20 protein-coding genes and 1 tRNA gene are annotated in these 21,032 nt (G+C 71.5%); 9 read left to right on the top strand and 12 right to left on the bottom strand.

What is annotated here, in order from left to right; translation table 11 throughout:
* Positions 1-60 precede the first annotated feature (60 nt).
* From pknB to ACFV0Q_RS20730, 6 genes are all read right to left on the bottom strand, one after another.
* A complete protein-coding gene (pknB, locus tag ACFV0Q_RS20755) occupies positions 61-2,100 on the bottom strand; it encodes a Stk1 family PASTA domain-containing Ser/Thr kinase (RefSeq protein WP_385007397.1) in 2,040 nt (679 codons plus the stop codon).
* 157 nt (positions 2,101-2,257) lie between these two features.
* Positions 2,258-3,721 (bottom strand): peptidoglycan D,D-transpeptidase FtsI family protein, encoded by a 1,464-nt coding sequence (locus ACFV0Q_RS20750; RefSeq protein WP_385007395.1) that lies wholly within the window; start codon positions 3,719-3,721, stop codon positions 2,258-2,260.
* Entirely contained in the window at positions 3,718-5,142 is a 1,425-nt protein-coding gene (locus tag ACFV0Q_RS20745; protein ID WP_385007393.1) for an FtsW/RodA/SpoVE family cell cycle protein, read from the bottom strand. The genes ACFV0Q_RS20750 and ACFV0Q_RS20745 overlap by 4 nt, the downstream gene beginning before the upstream one ends.
* A gap of 31 nt (positions 5,143-5,173) precedes the next feature.
* Positions 5,174-6,640 (bottom strand): PP2C family protein-serine/threonine phosphatase, encoded by a 1,467-nt coding sequence (locus ACFV0Q_RS20740; RefSeq protein ID WP_385007391.1) that lies wholly within the window; start codon positions 6,638-6,640, stop codon positions 5,174-5,176.
* Positions 6,641-6,784: 144 nt separating this feature from the next.
* Positions 6,785-7,282, bottom strand: coding sequence for an FHA domain-containing protein (locus ACFV0Q_RS20735; protein ID WP_266575716.1), 498 nt, complete (start codon positions 7,280-7,282; stop codon positions 6,785-6,787).
* Positions 7,283-7,292: 10 nt separating this feature from the next.
* Positions 7,293-8,102 (bottom strand): FhaA domain-containing protein, encoded by an 810-nt coding sequence (locus tag ACFV0Q_RS20730; RefSeq protein WP_385007388.1) that lies wholly within the window; start codon positions 8,100-8,102, stop codon positions 7,293-7,295.
* 293 nt (positions 8,103-8,395) lie between these two features.
* Here ACFV0Q_RS20730 and ACFV0Q_RS20725 point away from each other — a divergent pair.
* From ACFV0Q_RS20725 to ACFV0Q_RS20695, 7 genes are all read left to right on the top strand, one after another.
* Positions 8,396-8,478: transfer RNA gene (locus ACFV0Q_RS20725), tRNA-Leu, on the top strand.
* A 66-nt stretch (positions 8,479-8,544) separates the two neighbouring features.
* Complete coding sequence (locus tag ACFV0Q_RS20720; RefSeq protein WP_385007387.1) at positions 8,545-8,778, top strand: hypothetical protein; 234 nt, start codon at positions 8,545-8,547, stop codon at positions 8,776-8,778.
* An 84-nt stretch (positions 8,779-8,862) separates the two neighbouring features.
* Positions 8,863-10,554, top strand: a complete 1,692-nt coding sequence (locus tag ACFV0Q_RS20715) for a sensor histidine kinase (protein WP_385007385.1) — start codon at positions 8,863-8,865, stop codon at positions 10,552-10,554.
* Between the two features lie 8 nt (positions 10,555-10,562).
* A complete protein-coding gene (locus ACFV0Q_RS20710) occupies positions 10,563-11,222 on the top strand; it encodes a response regulator (RefSeq protein ID WP_385007383.1) in 660 nt (219 codons plus the stop codon).
* A gap of 72 nt (positions 11,223-11,294) precedes the next feature.
* Entirely contained in the window at positions 11,295-12,770 is a 1,476-nt protein-coding gene (locus tag ACFV0Q_RS20705) for a DUF2252 domain-containing protein (protein ID WP_385007381.1), read from the top strand.
* A gap of 79 nt (positions 12,771-12,849) precedes the next feature.
* On the top strand, positions 12,850-13,680 hold the full coding sequence (locus ACFV0Q_RS20700; protein ID WP_385007379.1) for a hypothetical protein: 831 nt from the start codon (positions 12,850-12,852) through the stop codon (positions 13,678-13,680).
* A gap of 54 nt (positions 13,681-13,734) precedes the next feature.
* Positions 13,735-14,079 carry a rhodanese-like domain-containing protein gene (locus ACFV0Q_RS20695; protein ID WP_385007377.1) on the top strand — a complete coding sequence of 115 codons (345 nt, stop codon included), beginning with the start codon at positions 13,735-13,737 and terminating at the stop codon, positions 14,077-14,079.
* A 6-nt stretch (positions 14,080-14,085) separates the two neighbouring features.
* Here the strand turns inward: ACFV0Q_RS20695 and ACFV0Q_RS20690 are convergent, their stop codons facing one another.
* The 6 genes from ACFV0Q_RS20690 to paaA form a co-directional block, all read right to left on the bottom strand.
* Positions 14,086-15,228, bottom strand: a complete 1,143-nt coding sequence (locus ACFV0Q_RS20690) for an acyl-CoA dehydrogenase family protein (RefSeq protein WP_385007375.1) — start codon at positions 15,226-15,228, stop codon at positions 14,086-14,088.
* 111 nt (positions 15,229-15,339) lie between these two features.
* The gene (locus ACFV0Q_RS20685) at positions 15,340-16,473 is read right to left on the bottom strand and encodes a 2Fe-2S iron-sulfur cluster-binding protein (protein ID WP_385007373.1); all 1,134 of its coding nucleotides are present in this window, start codon (positions 16,471-16,473) and stop codon (positions 15,340-15,342) included.
* The gene (gene paaD, locus ACFV0Q_RS20680) at positions 16,474-16,974 is read right to left on the bottom strand and encodes a 1,2-phenylacetyl-CoA epoxidase subunit PaaD (protein ID WP_385007371.1); all 501 of its coding nucleotides are present in this window, start codon (positions 16,972-16,974) and stop codon (positions 16,474-16,476) included.
* Positions 16,968-17,717, bottom strand: a complete 750-nt coding sequence (gene paaC / locus ACFV0Q_RS20675) for a 1,2-phenylacetyl-CoA epoxidase subunit PaaC (protein ID WP_385007369.1) — start codon at positions 17,715-17,717, stop codon at positions 16,968-16,970. Before paaC ends, paaD begins: the two co-directional genes overlap by 7 nt.
* Positions 17,714-17,998, bottom strand: a complete 285-nt coding sequence (gene paaB, locus ACFV0Q_RS20670; protein ID WP_030225109.1) for a 1,2-phenylacetyl-CoA epoxidase subunit PaaB — start codon at positions 17,996-17,998, stop codon at positions 17,714-17,716. Before paaB ends, paaC begins: the two co-directional genes overlap by 4 nt.
* Positions 17,995-19,053, bottom strand: a complete 1,059-nt coding sequence (paaA, locus tag ACFV0Q_RS20665) for a 1,2-phenylacetyl-CoA epoxidase subunit PaaA (protein ID WP_385007367.1) — start codon at positions 19,051-19,053, stop codon at positions 17,995-17,997. The genes paaB and paaA overlap by 4 nt, the downstream gene beginning before the upstream one ends.
* A 135-nt stretch (positions 19,054-19,188) precedes the next feature.
* On the opposite strand from paaA, the gene ACFV0Q_RS20660 reads away from it, so the two are divergent.
* Both ACFV0Q_RS20660 and ACFV0Q_RS20655 read left to right on the top strand, forming a co-directional pair.
* A complete protein-coding gene (locus ACFV0Q_RS20660; RefSeq protein ID WP_385007365.1) occupies positions 19,189-19,875 on the top strand; it encodes a DUF5819 family protein in 687 nt (228 codons plus the stop codon).
* Positions 19,863-21,032: HTTM domain-containing protein (locus ACFV0Q_RS20655; protein ID WP_385007363.1), on the top strand; the 1,170-nt coding region annotated here is incomplete at its 3' end. The genes ACFV0Q_RS20660 and ACFV0Q_RS20655, both read left to right, overlap by 13 nt.

Below are 21,032 nucleotides of genomic sequence, written 5' to 3'. Positions count from 1 at the left end.
CGGCCCCCCTCGTTCGTCGAGGAGGGCCGGGCCCGTTTCACGTGAAACAACGCGGTGGCGTCAGCGACGGCCGCCGGTCAGGCCTCCGAAGAACCCGTTGCCGCCCTGCTGGCCGGCGGTCTGCTGACCGTTGCCCGGCATGGTCTGGACGTTGACGACGGTGCCGGCCGGCTGCGGGGTGCCGGCCGCGGGGTCCGAGGTGACCACCAGGGCGTTGTCGTCGGTCGGACCCGAGAGGACCGCCCCGAAGTTCAGATTGGCCTTCTTGAGGTCGTCCTTGGCCTGGGCGACGGTCCGCCCGGTCAGCAGCGGCACCACGGTCGGCGCCGTGGCCGCCTTGGCGATGCTCACGTTGACCGGGGTGTCCTTGGCCAGCTCCTGACCGGGGGCGTACTGCTGCGCGACGATCGTCTTCGGCGGAGCCCCGGGGGAGTCGACCTCCGTCGTGCTGCCCAGCTTGAGCTTGACGTCCTGGAGGGCCTTGACGGCCTGCTCCTTCGTCCTGCCGGTGAGGTCCGGGACGATGCCCTTGGAGACTTCCTTGGCGACGCTGAGGACGACCGTGGAACCCTGCTCGGCCTCGGTACCGCTCTTGGGGTTCTGCTCCAGGACGGTGCCGGGGGTCGACTCGGACTCCACGAGCTTCTTCTCGACCTGGAACTTCTTGGCCTTGAGCGCCGACTCGGCGGCCTCGAACTTCAGCCGGACCACGTCGATCACCGGCACCTTGGGCGCGCCCGTCGAGACCTTGACCTTGACCGTGAAGCCCTTGTCGACCTTGGTGTCGGGGGCCGGGTTCTGCGAGCAGACATTGCCCTTGGGCTGGTCCTGGCAGGGCTCCTCGGCCTCCTTCTCCACCGCGAGGCCCATGTTCTTGGCGCTCTGCTGCGCCGACTCGAAGGTCTGGCCGACGAGCTTGGGCACGGCGGGGCGGTTGTCCGCGGTGTTGTCGAAGAGGGTGCGTCCGATCAGGATCGCCCCGACCAGGACGAGGACGCCGGCCAGGACCAGCAGGATCGTCGAGGCGCGGCTCTTCTTCTGCTGGCGGCGGCCGTGGCCCTGGTCGTAGCCGCCGTGGCCCTGGTCCCCGTACCCGTATCCGCCGTCGCCCCCGGGGGGCATCGGCGGGAGCATCGAGGTCTGGCCGGCGTCCGGGGAGCGCAGGGCGGTGGTGGGCTGGTCGTGGCCCTGGTGTCCGTAGCCGCCCTGGTCGGGGTAGCCGTAGCCGGCCGCGCCCATGGAGGCGGTGGCGGCGACGGGCTGGCCGTCGAGGCAGGCCTCGATGTCGGCCCGCATCTCGTCGGCCGACTGGTAGCGGTAGTCGGGGTCCTTGACCAGGGCCTTGAGGACGATGGCGTCCATCACGGGCGTGATCTCGGGGTCGAAGTTCGACGGCGGCTGGGGCTCTTCGCGTACGTGCTGGTACGCGACGGCCACCGGCGAGTCGCCGACGAACGGCGGCCGGACGCAGAGCAGCTCGTAGAGCAGGCAGCCGGCGGAGTACAGGTCGGAGCGCGCGTCGACCTGCTCGCCCTTGGCCTGCTCCGGGGAGAGGTACTGGGCGGTGCCGATCACGGCGGCCGTCTGCGTCATCGTCATGCCGGAGTCGCCCATGGCGCGGGCGATGCCGAAGTCCATGACCTTGACCTGTCCGGTCCGGGTCAGCATGACGTTGGCGGGCTTGATGTCGCGGTGCACGATGCCGGCGCGGTGCGAGTACTCCAGGGCCTGCAGGATGCCGATGCACATCTCGAGGGTGCGCTCGGGCAGCAGCTTGCGGCCGGAGTGCAGCAGCTCGCGCAGGGTCGAGCCGTCGACGTACTCCATCACGATGTACGGGATGGAGATGTTGTCGACGTAGTCCTCGCCGGTGTCGTACACCGCGACGATCGCCGGGTGGTTCAGCGACGCGGCCGACTGGGCCTCGCGGCGGAACCGGGCCTGGAAGGACGGGTCGCGGGCGAGGTCGGCACGCAGGGTCTTGACGGCGACGGTACGGCCGAGCCGGGTGTCGTGACCGAGGTAGACCTCGGCCATGCCACCACGGCCGAGCACGTGGCTCAGCTCGTACCGGCCGCCGAGGCGACGCGGCTCTTCCATAACGTTTGCAGCCCTCTCCGTCAGTCCCGACCGCACCCGTGTGTGGTCCGGCGGTGTGCTGTTCGCGGCAAGGCTACCGGCCGATCGTCAGTGATCGGTTCGTGACCACAGGCTGATATCGGACCGGTACCGAGCGCTCGGATCCTGTCTCTGCTTCTCATCCCTTGTTCTTCAGTACGGCTTCCATCACGGCCTTGGCGACCGGGGCGGCCAGACCGCCACCACTGATGTCCTCGCGGTCGGCGGCGCTGTCCTCGATGACGACGGCCACGGCGACCGGGGAGGTTCCGTCCGGGTTCTCGGCGTAGGAGATGAACCAGGCGTAGGGGCGCTTGGCGTTCTTCTCGCCGTGCTGGGCGGTGCCGGTCTTGCCGCCCACGGTGACGCCCTTGATCTTGGCGGTGGTGCCCGTGCCGTTCTCGACGACGTTGACCATCATCTGCTGGATCTTCTGCGCGTTCGCGGGGGAGAGCGGACGGCTCATCTCCTGCGGCTCGTGCTTCTCGATCATGTCGAGGTTGGGCGCGGTCAGCTGGTCGACCATGTACGGCTTCATCAGCTTGCCGTCGTTCGCGATGGCCGCGGTGACCATGGCCATCTGGAGCGGGGTGGCGGCGGTGTTGAACTGGCCGATGGCGCTCTGGGCGTTGCCGTCCTTGCCCATGGTCTTGTCGTAGACGCTCGCGAAGGCGCGGACCGGGACGTCGATCTTGTCGTTGTTGAAGCCGAACTTCTGGGCGGTCTCGACCATCTTGTCGCGGCCGACCTTGTCACCCATGTTCGCGAAGACGGAGTTGCAGGAGACCTGGAGCGCGAAGTTCAGGGTCGCCTTCTCGCAGCCGCTCGCGTGGTTGACCATCGGGGTCTTCGTACCCGGCAGGATGTACGGCTCGGGGGTGTCCGTGGGGGCGTTGATGTCGCTCACCACGCCGTTCTCCAGTGCGGCGGCGGCCGTGACCACCTTGAAGGTGGAGCCCGGCGGGTAGGTCTCGCGCAGCGCGCGGTTGACGAGGTTCTTGTCCTCGCTGTCCTTCAGCGAGACCCAGGCCTTCTCGTCGGCCTTGGAGTTCCCGGCGAAGGTGGACGGGTCGTAGGAGGGGGTGCTGACCAGGGCCAGGATCGCGCCGGTGCTCGGGTCGATCGCGGCGACGGCGCCCTTCTTGGAGCCCAGCTTGTCGTACGCGGCCTTCTGCGCGGCGGCGTTCAGGGTGGTGACGACGTTGCCGCCCTGCTTCTTCTCGCCGGTGAACATGCCGATCGTGCGGTCGAAGAACAGCCGGTCGTCGTTGCCGGTGAGGATGCCGTCGTCGAGGGACTCCAGCTGCGTGGAGCCGAAGGCCTGCGAGGCGTATCCGGTGACGGGCGCCCACAGGGGGCCGTCGAGGTACGTCCGCTTGTACTTGTAGTCGCTGCCGTCGGTCACGGCGGAGCCGGTGATGGGCTGGCCCTGCACGATGATGTTGCCGCGCTCGGTGGCGTACTGGGCGATCTGGACCCGGCGGTTCTCCTTGCGGGTGCTGAGGTCCTCGGCCTGCACGTACTGCAGCCAGTTGGTCCGGATCAGCAGCGCGAGGACGAGCAGCCCGCAGAACAGCGAGATGCGGCGCAGGGGCTTGTTCATGACGGGCGGACCACCTGGGTCATCTCGGAGTCGGGGGACGGGGCGGGGGCCGGGGCCGGGCGGCGTGCGGTGTCGCTGATCCGGATGAGGATGGCGATGAGCACCCAGTTCGCGAGGACGGAGGAACCGCCGGAGGCGAGGAAGGGCATGGTCATGCCGGTGAGGGGGATGAGGCCCATGACTCCGCCGGCGACGACGAAGATCTGCAGGGCGAAGGCGCCGGAGAGCCCGACGGCGAACAGCTTGCCGAAGGGGTCGCGGGCGGCGAGGGCGGTGCGGACGCCCCGCTCGATGATCAGCCCGTAGAGCAGGAGGAAGGCCATGACGCCGGTGAGGCCGAGCTCCTCGCCGACGGTGGAGAAGATGAAGTCGGAGTTGGCGGCGAACCCGATCAGGTCGGAGTTGCCCTGCCCCCAGCCGGTGCCGAGGACCCCGCCGGAACCGAAGCTCATGATCGACTGGCCGACCTGCTCACAGGCGCCGGAGGTGCTGTAGCAGGCGAACGGGTCCAGCCAGGCGGTGACGCGGACCTTGACGTGGCTGGCGAAGGTGCCGACCACGACGGCGCCGCCCACCGACATCAGCAGGCCGATGACGATCCAGCTGGTGCGCTCGGTGGCCACGTACAGCATGATCACGAACATGCCGAAGAAGAGCAGCGAGGTGCCGAGGTCGTTCTCGAAGACGAGGACGAGCAGGGACACCGCCCAGATCATCAGGATCGGGCCGAGGTCGCGGCCGCGCGGCAGGTAGAGACCCATGAAACGGCGGCTGGCCAGGGCCAGGGCGTCGCGCTTCACCATCAGGTAGCCGGCGAAGAAGATGGCGATGACGATCTTCGCGAACTCACCGGGCTGGATGGAGAAACCGCCGACGCTGATCCAGATCTTGGCGCCGAAGACGTCCGCGCCCAGGCCCGGGACGACCGGCAGGATCAGCAGGATCAGCGCGCCCGCCATGGAGATGTACGTGAACCGCTGGAGCACGCGGTGGTCCTTGAGGACCAGCAGCACGACCGCGAACAGGGCGATGGCCAGCCCCGTGTACATCATCTGCCGCGGAGCGGACTCCGAGAAGACGCCGAAGCTGCGCTTGGCCAGGTTCTGCAGCCGCTCGGACTGGTCGAGCCGCCAGATCAGGACGACGCCCAGCCCGTTGAGCAGGGTGGCGATCGGCAGCAGCAGCGGATCGGCGTACTTGGCGTAGCGCCGCACGACGAGGTGGGCGATCCCGGCGAGGACGGCGAAGCCGAGCCCGTAGAGGAACATGCCCGGGGGCAGCTCGCCGTGGATCGCCAGACCCACGTTGGCGTAGGCGAAGATCGGGATGACCACGGCGAAGGCGAGCAGCAGGAGCTCGGTGTTCCGCCGGCTCGGCGCCTCGATGGCGCCGATGGTGGTCGTGTTGGTGACAACGCTCATGGTGTGGCAGGCCCCCTGTGCCCGCGTATGTCTACTGCTTTTCGCACTGGCCGACGAGAGCTTGCTCCGCGGGAGTCAGGCTGGGGCCGGGCGTCTGGTTGTTCTGCGCTTCCGCGGCGCGGCGGGCTTCGTCCTTCTTGCAGGCGGAGACCTGGGTGCCGAGATCATCGATCTTCTTGCGGGCCCCGTCGATGCTGCTTTCGCTGATCGTGGCCTCGACCTGCTTGCGCTTGAAGGACGGCAGGTACTTCAGTTCGATCTCGGGGTGATCCGTATCCACCTGCGAGAGGTGGATCCAGGCCAGGTTCTGGCTGATGCCGCGGTACAGCGCGACGTGGTCGCCCTTGACGCCGACGTAGTACTGCGTCTGCGTCCAGCGGTGCGCGGCGTACAGCCCGCCGCCGACGACACCGGCCACCAGCAGCAGGATCAGCGTGCGCGTGGTCCACTTGCGCCCTTTGCTGCGCCGCCTGCGCGGGTGGTCGTACGTGTCCTCGTACGGGGCCTCGGCCTCGTAGCCGTCGGCTTCGCCGAAGCTGCCGTACGCGCCGCCGCCCTGGCCCTGGCCCTGGTCGGGGTAGCCGTAGCCGGGGGCCTCGCCGCTGCCGGGAGGGCCGAAGGCGCCCGCGGGCGGTGCGGCCTGGCGGCCGAGTCCCGAGGCGCGGCCGGCCGGCGTCTGCATGGCGTTGCCGTCGAAGAGCTGGTGCTGGTTCTCGGCGACCGCGCCGATGACGACCGGGGTGTCGCTCAGCTGGGCGGCGAGGGTGTCGCCGCTGTCGGTGTCGAGGACGTCGGCGACGATGCAGGTGATGTTGTCCGGGCCGCCGCCGCGCAGCGCCAGCTGGATCAGCGTCTGCACGGTCTCGTGCGGGCCGTGGTAGTCGGCGAGGGTCTCTTCCAGGGTCTGGTGGGAGACGACGCCGGAGAGCCCGTCGGAGCAGATCAGGTAGCGGTCGCCGGCGCGGACCTCGCGGATGGAGAGGTCGGGCTCGACGACGTCGCCGCTGCCGAGCGCCCGCATGAGGAGGGAGCGCTGCGGGTGGGTGGTGGCTTCCTCTTCGGTGATCCGGCCCTCGTCGACGAGGCGCTGCACCCAGGTGTGGTCCTGCGTGATCTGGGTGAGGACGCCGTCGCGGAGCAGGTAGGCGCGGGAGTCGCCGACGTGGACGAGTCCGAGCCGCTGGCCGGTCCACAGGAGGGCGGTGAGCGTGGTGCCCATGCCTTCGAGCTGGGGGTCCTCTTCGACCATCACGCGCAGCTGGTCGTTGGCGCGCGCCACCGCGGTGGCGAGCGAGGTGAGGATGTCGGAGCCCGGGACGTCGTCGTCGAGCTGCACGAGGGAGGAAATGACCTCGGAGCTGGCGACCTCGCCGGCGGCCTGGCCGCCCATGCCGTCGGCGACGGCGAGGAGCCGGGGACCGGCGTAGCCGGAGTCCTCGTTGCCCTCGCGGATCATCCCCTTGTGCGATCCGGCGGCGAACCGCAGGGACAGACTCATGCGCACCTGCCCTGTCGACGATGCCTCGGGGTACAACCGGTCTCGAGCCACACTGCCCACCCTCCGGTCGGGAGCGCGCTCGGGTCCGGGTCCCCGGTGGGACGGACCGCCGCGGCTCGCTCGCTCCGCTCGCTCATTCTCGTACTACTTCCGCAGCTCGATGACGGTCTTGCCGATGCGGATCGGGGCGCCCGGCGGAATGGGCGTCGGGGTGGTCAGCCGGGTCCGGTCGAGATAGGTGCCGTTCGTGGACCCGAGATCCTCGACGATCCACTGGCCGTCACGGTCGGGGTAGATCCTGGCATGCCTGCTGGACGCGTAGTCGTCGTCCAGCACGATCGTCGAGTCGTGGGCGCGGCCCAGCGTGATCGTCTGGCCGGCGAGGGCCACCGTGGTTCCCGTGAGGGTCCCCTCGGAGACGACCAGCTTGGTCGGCGCACCCCGGCGCTGGCGCTGCTGGGGTGGCGCGGACTGCCGCCCCGTCTGCTGCGGGGCGCTGGTCGCGCCGCCGCGGCGGGAGCCGCGTTGCGTGACTCTCGTACCGAAGAGATCGCTGCGGATGACCTGAACGGCCACGATGACGAACAGCCACAGAACGGCCAGGAAACCCAACCGCATGACCGTCAGGGTCAGCTCTGACATTGCCCCCGCTTCACCCTTCGGCTTGCCGGTAAATGATGGTGGTGCTGCCCACGACGATCCGCGAGCCGTCGCGGAGCGTAGCGCGGGTGGTGTGCTGCCCGTCCACCACGATGCCGTTGGTGGACCCGAGATCCTGGATCGTCGGGGGTGTTCCGGTCCGGATCTCACAGTGCCGGCGCGATACGCCGGGGTCGTCGATCCGCACATCGGCCTCGGTGCTTCGGCCGAGTACGAGCGTGGGGCGCGAGATCTGGTGGCGGGTGCCGTTGATCTCGATCCAGCGGCGCGTGGTGCCGGGTGCGCCGGGAGGTACGGGAGCGCCGCCCGGGCGGGCGCCGGGTCCGCCCGGAGGCGGGCCGGAGGGCATGGGCGGGGCGGCGACCGGCGGGTAGCCGTAACCGCCCTGCTGCGGGCCCTGCGGGGACTGCGGCGCCTCCTGGGAGGTGCTGGAGGCGAGGGTACGACTGCGGACCCGGTACAGACCGGTGTCGAGGTCGTCCGCCTTCTCCAAGTGGACCTTGATGGGGCCCATGAAGCTGTAGCGCTGCTGCTTGGCGTAGTCGCGGACGAGGCCCGCGAGCTCGTCGCCGAGCTGGCCGGAGTAAGGGCTGAGGCGCTCGTAGTCTCCCGAGCTGAGCTCCACGATGAAGTCGTTGGGAACGACGGTCCGCTCGCGGTTCCAGATGGTGGCGTTGTTGTCGCACTCCCGCTGGAGGGCGCCGGCGATCTCCACCGGCTGGACCTCGGACTTGAACACCTTGGCGAAGGTGCCGTTCACCAGACCTTCGAGTCGCTGCTCGAACCGCTTCAGAACTCCCATGGGGCACCTCCTCCGTCGTTGTCGCCCTGTACTGCTTACTGATCGTATCCACGCGTGGCGGATTCGGCTGGTTCCCCTTCGGTCCCGTGTGCAGGAGTGTTGGTCCTCACAAGGGATCGTAGGGGTGCTCCTGGGACAGTGTCCCGCACCCGGAGGGGAGTCCGGGAGGGGCCGCCCCGGCCACCGTGCGCGGGGCCCCGGAAAGGGATGTGAATCCACCCCGGATGACGTGCTAATCTTTCGTTCGTCGCCAGGGGAACAGCCCGCAAGGGAAGTCCACTGGGGAGCTGCTCGGGCGAGTGGCGGAACGGCAGACGCGCTGGCTTCAGGTGCCAGTGTCCTTCGGGACGTGGGGGTTCAAATCCCCCCTCGCCCACATCGGGGAAGCCCCGATCCGGAATCCGGATCGGGGCTTCTCGCATGTCCAGGGGGTGGGTGAACGATGGCTGCGCTCGTTCGTTTCCGGAAGGTCGCCGAGAACTCGACAGCGGTTCGCTACGAGTTCGGGGACGATCCCGGTGCCTTCTCGCGGCGGCTGACCGTGGCGAAGGGGCCCGGTACCCCGGTCGCCGACGACGGTCTGGTGGACCACACCTTCCTGAAGGCGTCGAGGAAGATCAACGCGATGTACGCGGAAGCCGGTCAGTGGCCGGAACGGGGCATGAGCGCGAGCTGAGCGGGCGCAGGGGCGACTTTCGTTGGGTGGGGCGCGACGAAAGGAGGAGGTCCGGCGGGGGCGCGGGTGTCTAGGGTCGGGCGCGTGGATGCCAAGGCGGGAGTGCGAGCGGGCTGGGAGCGGCTGAAGGGGGCCGAGCCCTGGTCCCGGCGCGCGTTCGCGGGGGACCTGACGATCGCCGCGGTGCTGGCCGTGCTCGGCCTCGGCGTCGATGAACTCAGCAACAGCTCCGGGCAGAAGATGGTCCTCGGCGTGGTGGCCGTGGTGACGCTGACGCTGCTGCGGCGCAGGCTGCCGGCGACCACGCTGGTCCTGGGGGCCGCGGCGAGCGCCTTCCTGCCCGGTGTGTTCCTCGTGACGATCGTGCTGGGCTGGTCCGCGGGCCGGAGGATCGTCGGCGTGGGCCGGGCGCTGGGCGCCTTCGTACTGGCCTTCCTCGCCGAGGTCGGGCTCAGCCTGTTCGACCAGTGGACGCAGATGCGGCCCCTGCTGGTCATCGTCTTCTCCACCCTGCTGTTCCTCGCGGCCACCGTCATGCCCGGTCTGGCCAGCCGGTACTGGTACCAGCGCCGGACCCTGCTCAGCGCGCTCCAGGAACGCAACGACCAACTGCTGCGCGAGCGGACGATGGTGGCTGGGCAGGCCCGGCTCCGCGAGCGGCAGCGGATCGCCCAGGACATGCACGACAGCCTCGGCCACCAGCTCGCGCTGATCTCGGTGCACACCGGGGCGCTGGAGGTGGACCCGGCGCTGACCGACCGCCAGCGCGAGGCCGTCGGCGTGCTGCGGCAGGCCTCGGTCGCGGCGATGCACGAGCTGCGCGAGGTCGTCGGGATCCTCCGGGACGGGGTGGAGGCGCCGGCCCCGGTCGAGGAGGCGCAGCCGGCGGCGCGCGGGGTGGCCGGGATCGCGGGCATCGTGGACGCGGCGCGGGCCGCGGGGACCGACGTACGGCTCGCCGCGGCGGGCCGCCCCCGGCCGCTGGTCGCGGCCTGCGACCACGCGGCGTACCGGATCGTGCAGGAGGCGCTGACCAACGCCTACAAGCACGCGCCCGGGTCGGCGATCACCGTGGAACTGCGCTACGAGGACGACTCGCTGGTGGTGGAGATCGCCAACGGCCCGGCGGCCGGCCCGGGAACGGGCGAGGTGGTCTCCGGCGGACAGGGGCTGACCGGGCTGCGCGAGCGGGCCCGGCTGGTCGGCGGCATGGTCCACGCGGGCGCGGTCGAGGGCGGCGGCTTCCGGGTCGCCGGGGTGCTGCCGTACGGAACGGAGCCGGCCGGGGCCGCCGAGGACGTCGCCGACGACTTCGGGCAGCGGTCCCAGGCGCGCGCCTCGGTGCGGCGCACGGCGCCCCCGATGGACTGGGCGGCGGTGGACCGCGAGCTGGCCGTGCCGGTGCGCAGCCGGACCGGCGGCATCGCGATGGGCTGCGGGATCGCCGTCGCGGCGGTGGTGCTGCTGCTCATCGTGCTCGGGGCCGGGGTGGCGCTGATCGTGGGCTCCGCGAACAAGGCGATGATCGGCAAGGAGGAGTACGACGCCGTGCACGTGGGCGACTCCGAGCAGGCGGTCCGCGACCGGCTGCCGGACGGCGACAGCGTCCTGACGGACGGGCTGGACCGCAAGGGACCGCCGAAGCCGGCGGGCGCGGACTGCCTGGCCCTGCTGTCGTCGGAGGACTCGTCGGAATTCACCAACGACTCCGTTTTCCGCTTCTGCTTCCGGGACGGCAAGCTCGTGGAGAAGCAGGCGTACGAGGTCAAGCAGTAGGAGCGCGGGTGACAGCCAAGGTGATCAGAGTGGTGATCGCTGACGACGAGCCGCTGATCCGGGCCGGGATCAGGATGATCCTGACCTCGGCGCCGGACATCGAAGTCGTCGCGGAGGGGTCCAACGGCCGGGAGGCGGTGGAGCTGGCCCGCTCGCACGCCCCGGACGTGGTGCTGCTGGACATCCAGATGCCGGTGATGGACGGACTGACCGCGCTGGGCGAGCTGGGGCGGGCGGTGCCGGGCGTACGGGCCCTGATCCTGACCACCTTCGGGGAGAAGGAGAACGTGCTGCGGGCCCTGAGCGAGGGCGGTGCGGGGTTCCTGCTGAAGGACTCGGCGCCGGGCGAGCTGATCGGAGCGGTCCGGGCGGCCGCGGCCGGGGACGCCTACCTCTCGCCCGCCGCGACCCGGCACGTCGTGGACCAGCTGGCCACCGGCCGGGGCGCGGGACGCGGCGAGGCGGCCCGGCGGCGGGTCGCGGAGCTGAGCGAGCGGGAGCGCGGGGTGCTGGCCCTGCTGGGCGAGGGCCTGTCCAACGCGGACGCGGGCCGGCGGCTGCACATGAGCGAGGCGACGGTGAAGACGTACGTGAGCCGGATCCTGGCGAAGCTGGAGTGCGAGAACCGCGTTCAGGCGGCCCTGCTGGCCAGGGACGCCGGGCTCTAGATACGGTCGGGGCCGACTTGATCGGCTCGGCGAACGAGGCCGGCGTGGCGCGAAAGTGCGGGGGCAGCGCGAATGGTGACGGTACCGAAGCAGTACGCGGTCGACGCGGCGGGTGTGGATGCGGGTGTGGGCGCGGTCGCGGTGGACGCGGCGGCGGAACCGGGCGTGCGGATCCCGCGCGTCGACGGTTTCGCGCCCCGGTCCGTGCCGGGCTCGCCGAAGGAGGCCGGGAAGGCGCTGCGGGCACGGGTGCCGCGCGCGGCGCACGCGCACTTCGAGGCGCCCGCCGGACGCCCGGACGCGGTGCGCGCGGTGGAGGAGTCCAATGTCGGCCGGGTCGCCGAGCTGACCCCGATACGGGTGGGCCGGATGGCCGCCAACCCCTTCGCGTTCCTGCGCGGAGCGGCCGGACTGATGGCCCACGACCTGTCGGGCGGACCGGTCACCGGCGTGGGCGCCCAGATCTGCGGCGACGCCCACGCGGCCAACTTCGGCCTGTACGGGGACGCGCGCGGCCGGCTCGTCATCGACCTCAACGACTTCGACGAGACCGTGTTCGGTCCGTGGGAGTGGGACGTGAAGCGGCTCGCGACCTCACTGGTGCTGGCCGGGCGCGTGGCGGGCGCCGACGAGGACACCTGCCGGGCGGCGGCGCGGGACACGGTCGGCGCGTACCGGCGCACCATGCGGCTGCTGGCCAAGCTGCCCGCCCTGGACGCGTGGAACGCCATCGCCGACGAGGAACTCGTCTCGCACACCGACGCGCGGGACCTGCTGGGCACGCTGGAGCGGGTCTCGGAGAAGGCCCGCAACAACACCTCCGCCCGGTTCGCCGCCAAGTCGACCCGGGCCGGGGAGGACGGCGTCCGCCAGTTCGTGGACGCGCTGCCCGTGCTGCGCCGGGTCGGCGACGGTGAGGCCGCCGCCGTGGCCGCCTCGCTGGGCCCGTACCTGAAGACCCTCTCCGGGGACCGGCTGCCGCTGCTGGCCCGGTACGCCCTCCACGACGTGGCCTTCCGGGTGGTGGGCACCGGCAGCGTGGGCACCCGCTCGTACGTGGTGCTGCTGCTGGACCACCGCGGAGAGCCGCTGGTGCTCCAGGTGAAGGAGGCGCGGCCGTCGGTGCTGCTGCCGCACCTGCCGGGGCTGGGCTTCCACGCGCCGCAGGAGGAGCACGAGGGCCGGCGGGTGGTGGCCGGGCAGAAGATGATGCAGGTGGTCTCCGACATCCTGCTGGGCTGGACCACGGTGGAGGGCAGGCCCTTCCAGGTGCGCCAGTTCCGCAACCGCAAGGGCAGTGTGGACCCGGCGGCGCTGGCCGTCGACCAGCTCGACGACTACGGCCGGATGACCGGAGCCCTGCTGGCCCGGGCGCACGCCCACAGCGCGGATCCGCGGCTGCTGGCGGGGTACTGCGGGAAGAGCGAGGAGCTGGACGAGGCCATGGCCACCTTCGCCGTGGCCTACGCCGACCGCAGCGAGGCCGACCACGCGGACCTGGTGGCGGCGGTGAAGTCGGGGCGGATCGCGGCGGAGTCCGGGGTCTGACGTGTGCCGTGTGCCGTGTTTCACGTGAGCTGTGTTTCACGTGAAACATGGCGAGCCGAGCTGGCCGTAGGCTGGCCGGGTGAGCGAGCAGACCGAGCAGACAGTTCCCGAAGAGCCCGCCGCCTCCCGCGACGAGCGGCCCGAGGCGCGGCTCGACCGGGCCGTACGGGTCGCCGAGCAGGCGCTGATCGAGTTCGAGATCGCCGTGGAGACCTTCCGGGTGGAGGTCGAGAACTTCTCCCGGCTGCACCACCAGAAGCTCGGGCCGATGTACTCCCGGCTCGACGAGCTGGACGCGCTGATCGCCGAGGCGAAGGCGGCCCGCAGCGGCGATCCCGAGGACCTGCGCCTGGCCCGTGAGGCGCGGGCGCTGGTCATGCCGATGCCCGGGGTGGAGGAGCTCTTCCACGACTGGATGGACTCCGACGGGATCTCCGATGACGCGGCCGCCATGCTCACCGACCGGTCCGTGAGGCCGCCGGAGCGGGTACGGCCCTCGGAGGAGGTCCGCCGGCTGTACCGGGAGCTGGTCCGCCAGGCGCACCCGGACCTGGCCCAGGACGAGGACGAGCGGGCCCGCCGCGACGCCTTCATCGCGCGGGTCAACGCCGCGTACGGGCGGGGCGAGGAAGCGCTGCTGCGGGAGCTGGCCGAGGAGTGGGCGGCAGGCCCGGCGCCGGAGGCCGTGCGGCCGAGCGAGAGCGAGGAGCTGTACGCCCGGCTGGAGTGGCTGGCGCGCCGCAAGGAGCTGCTGTCGGTGGTCGCCAAGGAGCTGGAGGACAGCGCCATCGGGGCGATGCTGCGGATGGCTCCGGACGACCCCGACCGGCTGCTGGAGGAGATCGCGGAGCAGCTGCTCGCGCAGGTCGCCGAGCGCGAGGCGGAGCTGGCGGACTTCGGCACCGTCTGAGACGGGGTCGGATAGGTTGACGGGCGAGACCCGCGAAGAGAGAAGGCGACAGTTATGAACCTCGGACCGCTCCCCTCGGTGGACGCCGCAGCGGTGCCCGCCGAAGGCTTTGTCCTGGACGTCCGTGAGGACGACGAATGGGCGGCCGGGCACGTCGAGGGTGCGCTGCACATCCCGATGAGCGACTTCGTGGCCCGCTTCGGTGAGCTGACGGAGGCCATCGAGGACGGCCGCAAGGTCCACGTGATGTGCCGGGTCGGCGGGCGCTCCGCGCAGGTGACCCAGTACCTGGTGCGCCAGGAGATCGACGCCGTGAACATCGACGGCGGGATGCAGGCGTGGGAGAGCGCCGGGCGCCCGATGGTGACGGACAACGGGAACCCGGCCTTCGTGCTCTAGGGGCCCTTACGCGAGGGGGTGGGCGGCCAGCAGGTCGCCCAGCGCCTCCTCGTGCGCCGCGGCCGGGCCCAGCTGGAGCTCCAGCTGCTTGGCCCAGGCGTGGTAGCGGTGCAGCGGGTAGTCCGTGTCGGCGCCGAAGCCGCCGTGGAGGTGTTGCGCGGTCTGCACGACCCTGCGTACGCCCTCCGAGGCCCAGATCTTGGCTACGGCGACGTCGCCCGCGCTGGGCAGCGGGCCGCCCGCGCCGCCGGTGGCGGCGTCGAGCCGCCAGGCGGCCTGCCAGAGGGTCACTTCCATCGCGCGCAGGTCGATGTAGCGGTCGGCGGCCTGGACCGCGACGGCCTGGAAGGTCGCCACCGGGAAGCCGAACTGCTCGCGCTTGCTCGTGTACTGGCTGGTCATGGTGAGGACGTTCTCGCCGAGGCCGAGCGCGAGGGCGCAGGTGCCGGTGGCCAGGAGCTGGCGGAGCCGCTCCCAGGCGCCGGGGGCGTCGATCAGGTGGGCGGCGGGGACGCGGACCCCGTCCAGGGTGATCTCGGCGAGGCGCTCCCCGCTGGTGGAGTACTGGTCGGCGAGCGCGAGCCCGTCGGTGACGCGCGGGACGAGCGCGAGGACGGCTACCCCCTGCCCGTCGTGGGCGGGTACCGCGATCCAGTCGCAGCTGTGGCCCCACGGGACGGAGGTCTGGACCCCGTCGAGGATCCAGTCGCCCTCCTCGCGGCGTGCGGTGACGGCGAGTTCGGCCGGATCGTGGCCGGTGCGGCCGTGGGCGGCGACGGTCAGGACGAGCGTGCCGCGGCCCGCGCCGGGCAGCAGGGCGGCGGCCAGCTCGGGGGAGCCGTGGGACTGGACGGCCATGGCCGTGGCGCAGTGCTCCAGCAGCGGCACCCGGGCCAGGACCCGCGCCGCTTCGCGCAGGACGAGGCACAGGGCGATGGCGTCGAGGCCGGCTCCGCCGTGTTCCTCGTCGAGGACGAGGCTCAGCAGGTCGGAGCCGGCGAGCTTGGCCCACAGCGGCCGGTCGAACTCCTCCGCGACGGCGCCCGGTGTCAGCGCGGGGCTGGGCACGCGGTCGGGGGCGACGTCCGCGAAGACGGCCTTGGCCGCCTCGACGGCGGCCTGCTGTTCCTCGGTGAAGGTGAAGTCCACTGCCTGTCCTCCCGCGCGCACCGGATCCCGGTCGTATCCCGACCCGTTCAGATCGATCTGACGGTGCGTCAAGATAGAACACGGCGGGGGAAAAGCACAGCCGCAGGCGGGTCAGCGGTCGAAGTCGATCTCCACTTCCTCGGACACCGCATGGGACTGGCAGGCCAGCACGAACCCGGCTTCCGTCTCGTCCTCCTCCAGGGCGAAGTTGCGCTCCATCCGCACCTCGCCCGTCACCAGGAACGCCCGGCACGTGCCGCACACCCCGCCCTTGCAGGCGTACGGGGCGTCCGCGCGGCCCCGCAGCACGGCGTCGAGCAGCGACTCGCCGTCCTGCACCGGCCAGGTGCCCGAGCGGCCGTCGAGCCGGGCGGTGACCCGGCCGTGGGCGGGCGCCTCGGCCCGGGCGGGGGCAGACGCGGCGGTGTCCTCGACGTGGAAGATCTCCTCGTGCACCCGGGTCCGTACGACGCCGAGCGTGCCCAGGGCCCGCTCCGCGCCCTCCACCAGCCCGTACGGCCCGCACAGGAACCAGCCCGTCACCTCGGTGACCGGCAGCAGCGCGGGCAGCAGGGACGTCAGCCGTGCCTCGTCGAGCCGCCCGGACGGCAGTCCGGCCTCCTGCTCCTCCCGGGAGAGGGCGGTGACCAGCTGGAAGCGGTCGGGGTAGCGGTCCTTGAGGTCGGCGACCTCGTCCAGGAACATCGTCGACGCGGCCGTGCGGTCGCCGCGCACCAGGCAGAACCGGGCATCGGGCCGGGCCGCCAGCAGGGAGGCGGCGATGGACAGGACCGGGGTGATCCCGCTGCCGCCGACGATCGCCGCGTAGTGGGCGCCCGCCGGGGCCGCGGCCGGGTCCAGCACGAACCGCCCGGCCGGGACCATCACGTCCAGCACGTCCCCGGCGGCGATCTCCTTGTGCGCGAACGTGGAGAACTCGCCGCCCTCCACCAGCCGTACGCCGACGCGCAGCCACGCCGGTCCCGGGCCGTCGGCGGCCGGGGCGGGGGAGCAGATCGAGTAGGTGCGGCGGACCTCCGCGCCCTCGGTGCCGGTCCGGCGCAGCGTGAGGTGCTGGCCGGGGGCGTGCCGGTACTCGGCGCGCAGCTCCTCGGGCACGGACAGGGTCAGCGCCACCGAGTCGTCCGTCAGCCGGTCGACCGCCGACACCGTCAGCGGGTGGAACGCGCCGTGGCGTGCGGGGCGCGCGGGGCCGGCAGGGGCCTGGGGCACTGACACGGCCATCTACAGCTCCTTGAAGTGGTCGAACGGTTCGCGGCAGGCGACGCAGCGGCGCAGCGCCTTGCACGCGGTGGAGGAGAAACGGCTGAGCAGCTCGGTGTCGGTGGAGCCGCAGTTCGGGCAGCGGACGGACAGGGTGAGCGGAACCGCTCCGCCGGCCGCGTGCGGGCGGGGCGGGGCGATGCCGAACTCGGCCAGCTTGCGGCGGCCCTCGGCCGTGATGTCGTCCGTCGACCAGGCGGGGGACAGGACGGTCGTCACCCGCACCAGGGGTATGCCGTGGCCGGTCAGGACCCGCTCGATGTCGGCGGACATGGCCTCGATGGCCGGGCAGCCGGTGTAGGTGGGGGTGAGGGTGACCTCCACGTGGCCGTCCTCGTGCATCCGCACCCCGCGCATCACGCCGAGCTCGGCGAGGGTGAGCACGGGCAGCTCCGGGTCGGGGACGGAGCCCGCCAGCTCGGCCAGCTCCGCCTCCAGACGGGTCTGCGCGGCGGTCACCACGACGCCCCCGGGTGGCTGCGGTGCAGGTGCTGCATCTCCGCGAGCAGTCGCCCGAACGGCTCGGTGTGCAGGCCCTGACGGCCCGCTCCGGCGGCCCAGGCACCCGTACGCGGTCCCTCGGGCAGGGCGAGCCCGAGGGGTTCGAGTACGCCGCCCAGCGCGGCCAGCCAGCGGGCTTCGAGGGCGGCCAGGTCGACCTCCAGCCCCTCGACGGGCTGGAACATCTCCCCGGTGTACTTCCACAGCGCGTCGAGCGCGGTCCGCATGCGGGAGCGGCTCTCCTCGGTGCCGTCGCCGAGCCGCCGCGTCCACTGCTCGGCGTGGTCCCGGTGGTAGGCGGTCTCCTTCACGGCCTTGGCCGCCAGCGGGGCGAACGGGCCGTTCCCGGTGGCGAGTTCCCCGTACAGCTCGTGCTGGTAGAGGGAGAAGTAGAGCTGCCGGGCGATGGTGTGGGCGAAGTCGCCGTTCGGCTGCTCGACCAGCTGCAGGTTGCGGAAGGAGCGCTCCTCGCGCAGGAAGGCCAGCTCGTCCTCGTCGCCCGCCATGGACAGCAGGACGCGGGCCTGTCCGAGCAGGTCGAGCGCGATGTTGGCGAGCGCGACCTCCTCCTCCAGGACGGGGGCGTGGCCCGCCCATTCGCCGAGGCGGTGGGAGAGGATCAGCGCGTCGTCGCCGAGGGCGAGGACGGCCGCCGTCGCGGTGGCGGTCTCTGCGGTGGTGGCCTGGGTGCCGGTGCTGCTCACAGGTGGCGCACCCCCTCGGGGATTTCGTAGAAGGTGGGGTGCCGGTAGGGCTTGTCGGCGGACGGGGCGAAGAACGGGTCCCGCTCGTCCGGCGAGGAGGCGACGATCTCGGTGGAGGGCACGACCCAGATCGAGATGCCTTCGCCGCGCCGCGTGTAGAGGTCACGCGCGTTGCGCAGGGCCATCTCGGCGTCGGGAGCGTGCAGGCTGCCCGCGTGCGTGTGCGAGAGGCCGCGGCGCGAGCGCACGAACACCTCCCACAGGGGCCAGTTCTGCGTCATGCCTGTACCTCTCGTCCGGTGCCGGTGTGCTGTACGGCTGCTGCGCGCTGTTCGGCTGATACGCGCTGTTCGGCCGACGCGCGCTTCTCGGCGTACGCCGCGGCCGCCTCGCGGACCCAGGCGCCTTCCTCGTGCGCCGAGCGCCGCTGGTTGATCCGCTGTTCGTTGCAGGGGCCGTTGCCCTTGAGGACGTCCCAGAACTCGGCCCAGTCGATGGCGCCGAAGTCGTGGTGGCCGCGCTCCTCGTTCCACTTCAGGTCCGGGTCGGGCAGGGTCAGGCCCAGCGACTCGGCCTGCGGGACCGCTATGTCGACGAAGCGCTGGCGCAGCTCGTCGTTGGAATGCCGCTTGATCCGCCAGGCCATCGACTGCGCCGAGTGCGCCGACTCGTCGTCCGGCGGGCCGAACATCATCAGCGACGGCCACCACCAGCGGTCGACGGCGTCCTGGGCCATGGCGTGCTGGGCCTCGGTGCCCCGGGAGAGCGCGAGGAGCAGCTCGTACCCCTGGCGCTGGTGGAAGGACTCCTCCTTGCAGATCCGGACCATCGCGCGGGCGTAGGGACCGTACGAGCAGCGGCAGATCGGGACCTGGTTGGTGATCGCCGCGCCGTCCACGAGCCAGCCGATGGCGCCGACGTCCGCCCAGGTCAGGGTGGGGTAGTTGAAGATCGAGGAGTACTTCTGCTTCCCCGAGTGCAGCTTGTCGAGCAGCTCGTCGCGGCTGGTGCCGAGGGTCTCCGCCGCGCTGTAGAGGTAGAGGCCGTGCCCGGCCTCGTCCTGCACCTTGGCCATCAGGATCGCCTTGCGGCGCAGGGAGGGCGCGCGGGTGATCCAGTTGGCCTCGGGCTGCATGCCGATGATCTCGGAGTGGGCGTGCTGGGCCATCTGGCGGACCAGGGAGGCGCGGTATTCGTCGGGCATCCAGTCGCGCGGCTCCACGCGCTCGTCCGCCGCCACGGCAGCGTCGAAGGAGGCCCGGAGCTGCGCTCCGAGGTCCCCGGACTGCGTGTCCGCGGTGCCTGACGTGCCCGTTTCCGGGGTCACTGCGACCATCCCGGTCCCCTGTCAGAGTGTTCCGTCCGCCCGACCGACCGATCGTTCGGTTCATCCTCTTCAATGGTGAGACGGCGGCCCGTAGGGTGTCAACCTCTGTGGGCAACCCTGTGGACACGGGATGATCGGGGCGGGATGGATTCGAACGAGCACGAGCCTGCGGAAGGAGACCTTCCGCGGGGTGCCGGGGAGCCCCGCGCGGCGGCCCGCGCACCCGGGATCGCGGGTCTGTCCGCCCCGTACCGGGTCGTCGCCGCCCTCGCGCTGGCGGTCGTGGCCGTCGCCGCCTGCACCCACCTGGCGCTCGTCTTCCTCCACGTCGCCCCGGCCAACACGGTCAGCAAGCGGCACGCGGACGTGGTCGACGGCTGGATCTACCCCGAATTCGAACAGAACTGGAAGCTCTTCGCGCCCAATCCCCTGCAGCAGAACATCGCCGTCGAGGTCCGCGCCCAGGTCCGCACGGCGCGGGGCGAGCTCGTCACCGCCGGCTGGCGCGACCTGTCCGCCGAGGACGGCGCGGCCATCCGGCACGGCCTGCTGCCCAGCCACACGGAACAGAACGAGCTCCGGCGCGCCTGGGACTTCTTCACCGGCTCCCACGACGAGGAGAACAAGCCGAACGGGGAGCGCGGCGATCTGTCCGAGCAGTACCTGCGGCGCATCGCGCTGAACCGGCTGGCGCCCGTGTACGGCGAGGGCGACCGGATCCTGCGGATCCAGCTGCGCTCGGCGACGCGCTCCGTACCCGCGCCGAGCTGGAGCGACGAGAAGACCGACACCCAGACGTACTACCGGGAGCTGCCGTGGTGGACCGTGTGAGACGGGCGCTCGCCAAGGCCACGGGAGAGGCGCTGGGGCCCTACCAGAGCGCAGTGGTCCGCATCGGTTTCGCCGGGACCTGGCTGTTCTTCCTGCTGCGGGAGTTCCCGCACCGCCGCGAGCTGTACGGGCCCGACGGGCCGTGGAGCTGGCAGCTGGCGGAGCGGCTGGTCGCCTCCAACGACGCCTTCACCGTGCTGCTGTGGTCGCGGTCCACCGTCTGGTTCGAGCTCGTCTACGCCGTCTCGCTGGCCGCGAGCGCGCTGCTGGTGCTGGGCTGGCGGACGCGGGCGATGTCCGTCGTCTTCATGGTGGGCGTGCTGTCGCTGCAGAACCGCAGCGTGTTCATGGGCGACGGCGGGGACAACGTCATCCACCTCATGGCGATCTACCTGGTGCTCACCCGGTGCGCGCAGGTGTGGTCCCTGGACGCGCGGCGGGCCCGGCTGCGCGGCTCGGCCTCGGCGGGGGCGGCGGGGCCGGTGCTGTGGGGGGTGCTGGGCGCGGTGCTCGCGTACGGGGCGGTGAGCGGGCGGTTCAGCGCGGGATGGCTCTCGGCCTTCGCGACCGTGTGGGTGGGGCTGGGGCTGTGGTGGCTGGTGGAGCGGTACGAGGGGGAGGGCGAAGGGGCCGGCTCCGGTGAGGGGCGGGCCGCCCTCGACGTGCTCGCGAACCTGCTGCACAACGCGGGGATGCTGGTGATCATGGCCGAGGTGTGCCTGATCTACGCGACGGCCGGCTGGTACAAGATCCAGGGGTCGCGCTGGCAGGACGGGACCGCGCTGTACTACCCGCTCCAGCTGGACTACTTCACCCCGTGGCCGGGGCTGTCGGGGGTGCTCGCGGGGAGCGGGCTGGTGGTGCTGCTGCTGTCGTACGGGACGGTGGCGGTGCAGGTGGCGTTTCCGTTCACGCTGTTCAACCGGCGGGTCAAGAACGTGCTGCTGGCGGTGATGATGCTGGAGCATGCGGGGATCGCGGTGCTGCTGGGGTTGCCGTTCTTCTCGTTGGCGATGATCGCCGCCGATGCGGTGTTCTTGCCGACCGGGTTCTTGGTGTGGGTCGGCGTGCGGGTGGCCGCTGCGCGGGGCTGGTCCCCTACCCGGGCTGCGCCCGGACCCCGTGAGCGTGCGGCGCCGTTGCCGGGGGCTCTGCCC

Origin of the sequence: Streptomyces sp. NPDC059564 (assembly GCF_042735575.1) — a bacterium.
Lineage (GTDB): Bacteria > Actinomycetota > Actinomycetes > Streptomycetales > Streptomycetaceae > Streptomyces.
This window is presented reverse-complemented; position numbering and strand designations above follow the sequence as displayed.

Excerpts from the sequence above, each read along its gene's own strand:
- pknB (WP_385007397.1), bottom strand. The coding sequence starts at position 2,100 with ATGGAAGAGCCGCGTCGCCTCGGCGGCCGGTACGAGCTGAGCCACGTG.
- ACFV0Q_RS20750 (WP_385007395.1), bottom strand. The coding sequence starts at position 3,721 with ATGAACAAGCCCCTGCGCCGCATCTCGCTGTTCTGCGGGCTGCTCGTC.
- ACFV0Q_RS20745 (WP_385007393.1), bottom strand. The coding sequence starts at position 5,142 with ATGAGCGTTGTCACCAACACGACCACCATCGGCGCCATCGAGGCGCCG.
- ACFV0Q_RS20740 (WP_385007391.1), bottom strand. The coding sequence starts at position 6,640 with ATGAGTCTGTCCCTGCGGTTCGCCGCCGGATCGCACAAGGGGATGATC.
- ACFV0Q_RS20735 (WP_266575716.1), bottom strand. The coding sequence starts at position 7,282 with ATGTCAGAGCTGACCCTGACGGTCATGCGGTTGGGTTTCCTGGCCGTT.
- ACFV0Q_RS20730 (WP_385007388.1), bottom strand. The coding sequence starts at position 8,102 with ATGGGAGTTCTGAAGCGGTTCGAGCAGCGACTCGAAGGTCTGGTGAAC.
- ACFV0Q_RS20720 (WP_385007387.1), top strand. The coding sequence starts at position 8,545 with ATGGCTGCGCTCGTTCGTTTCCGGAAGGTCGCCGAGAACTCGACAGCG.
- ACFV0Q_RS20705 (WP_385007381.1), top strand. The coding sequence starts at position 11,295 with ATGGTGACGGTACCGAAGCAGTACGCGGTCGACGCGGCGGGTGTGGAT.
- ACFV0Q_RS20695 (WP_385007377.1), top strand. The coding sequence starts at position 13,735 with ATGAACCTCGGACCGCTCCCCTCGGTGGACGCCGCAGCGGTGCCCGCC.
- ACFV0Q_RS20685 (WP_385007373.1), bottom strand. The coding sequence starts at position 16,473 with ATGGCCGTGTCAGTGCCCCAGGCCCCTGCCGGCCCCGCGCGCCCCGCA.
- paaB (WP_030225109.1), bottom strand. The coding sequence starts at position 17,998 with ATGACGCAGAACTGGCCCCTGTGGGAGGTGTTCGTGCGCTCGCGCCGC.
- paaA (WP_385007367.1), bottom strand. The coding sequence starts at position 19,053 with ATGGTCGCAGTGACCCCGGAAACGGGCACGTCAGGCACCGCGGACACG.
- ACFV0Q_RS20660 (WP_385007365.1), top strand. The coding sequence starts at position 19,189 with ATGGATTCGAACGAGCACGAGCCTGCGGAAGGAGACCTTCCGCGGGGT.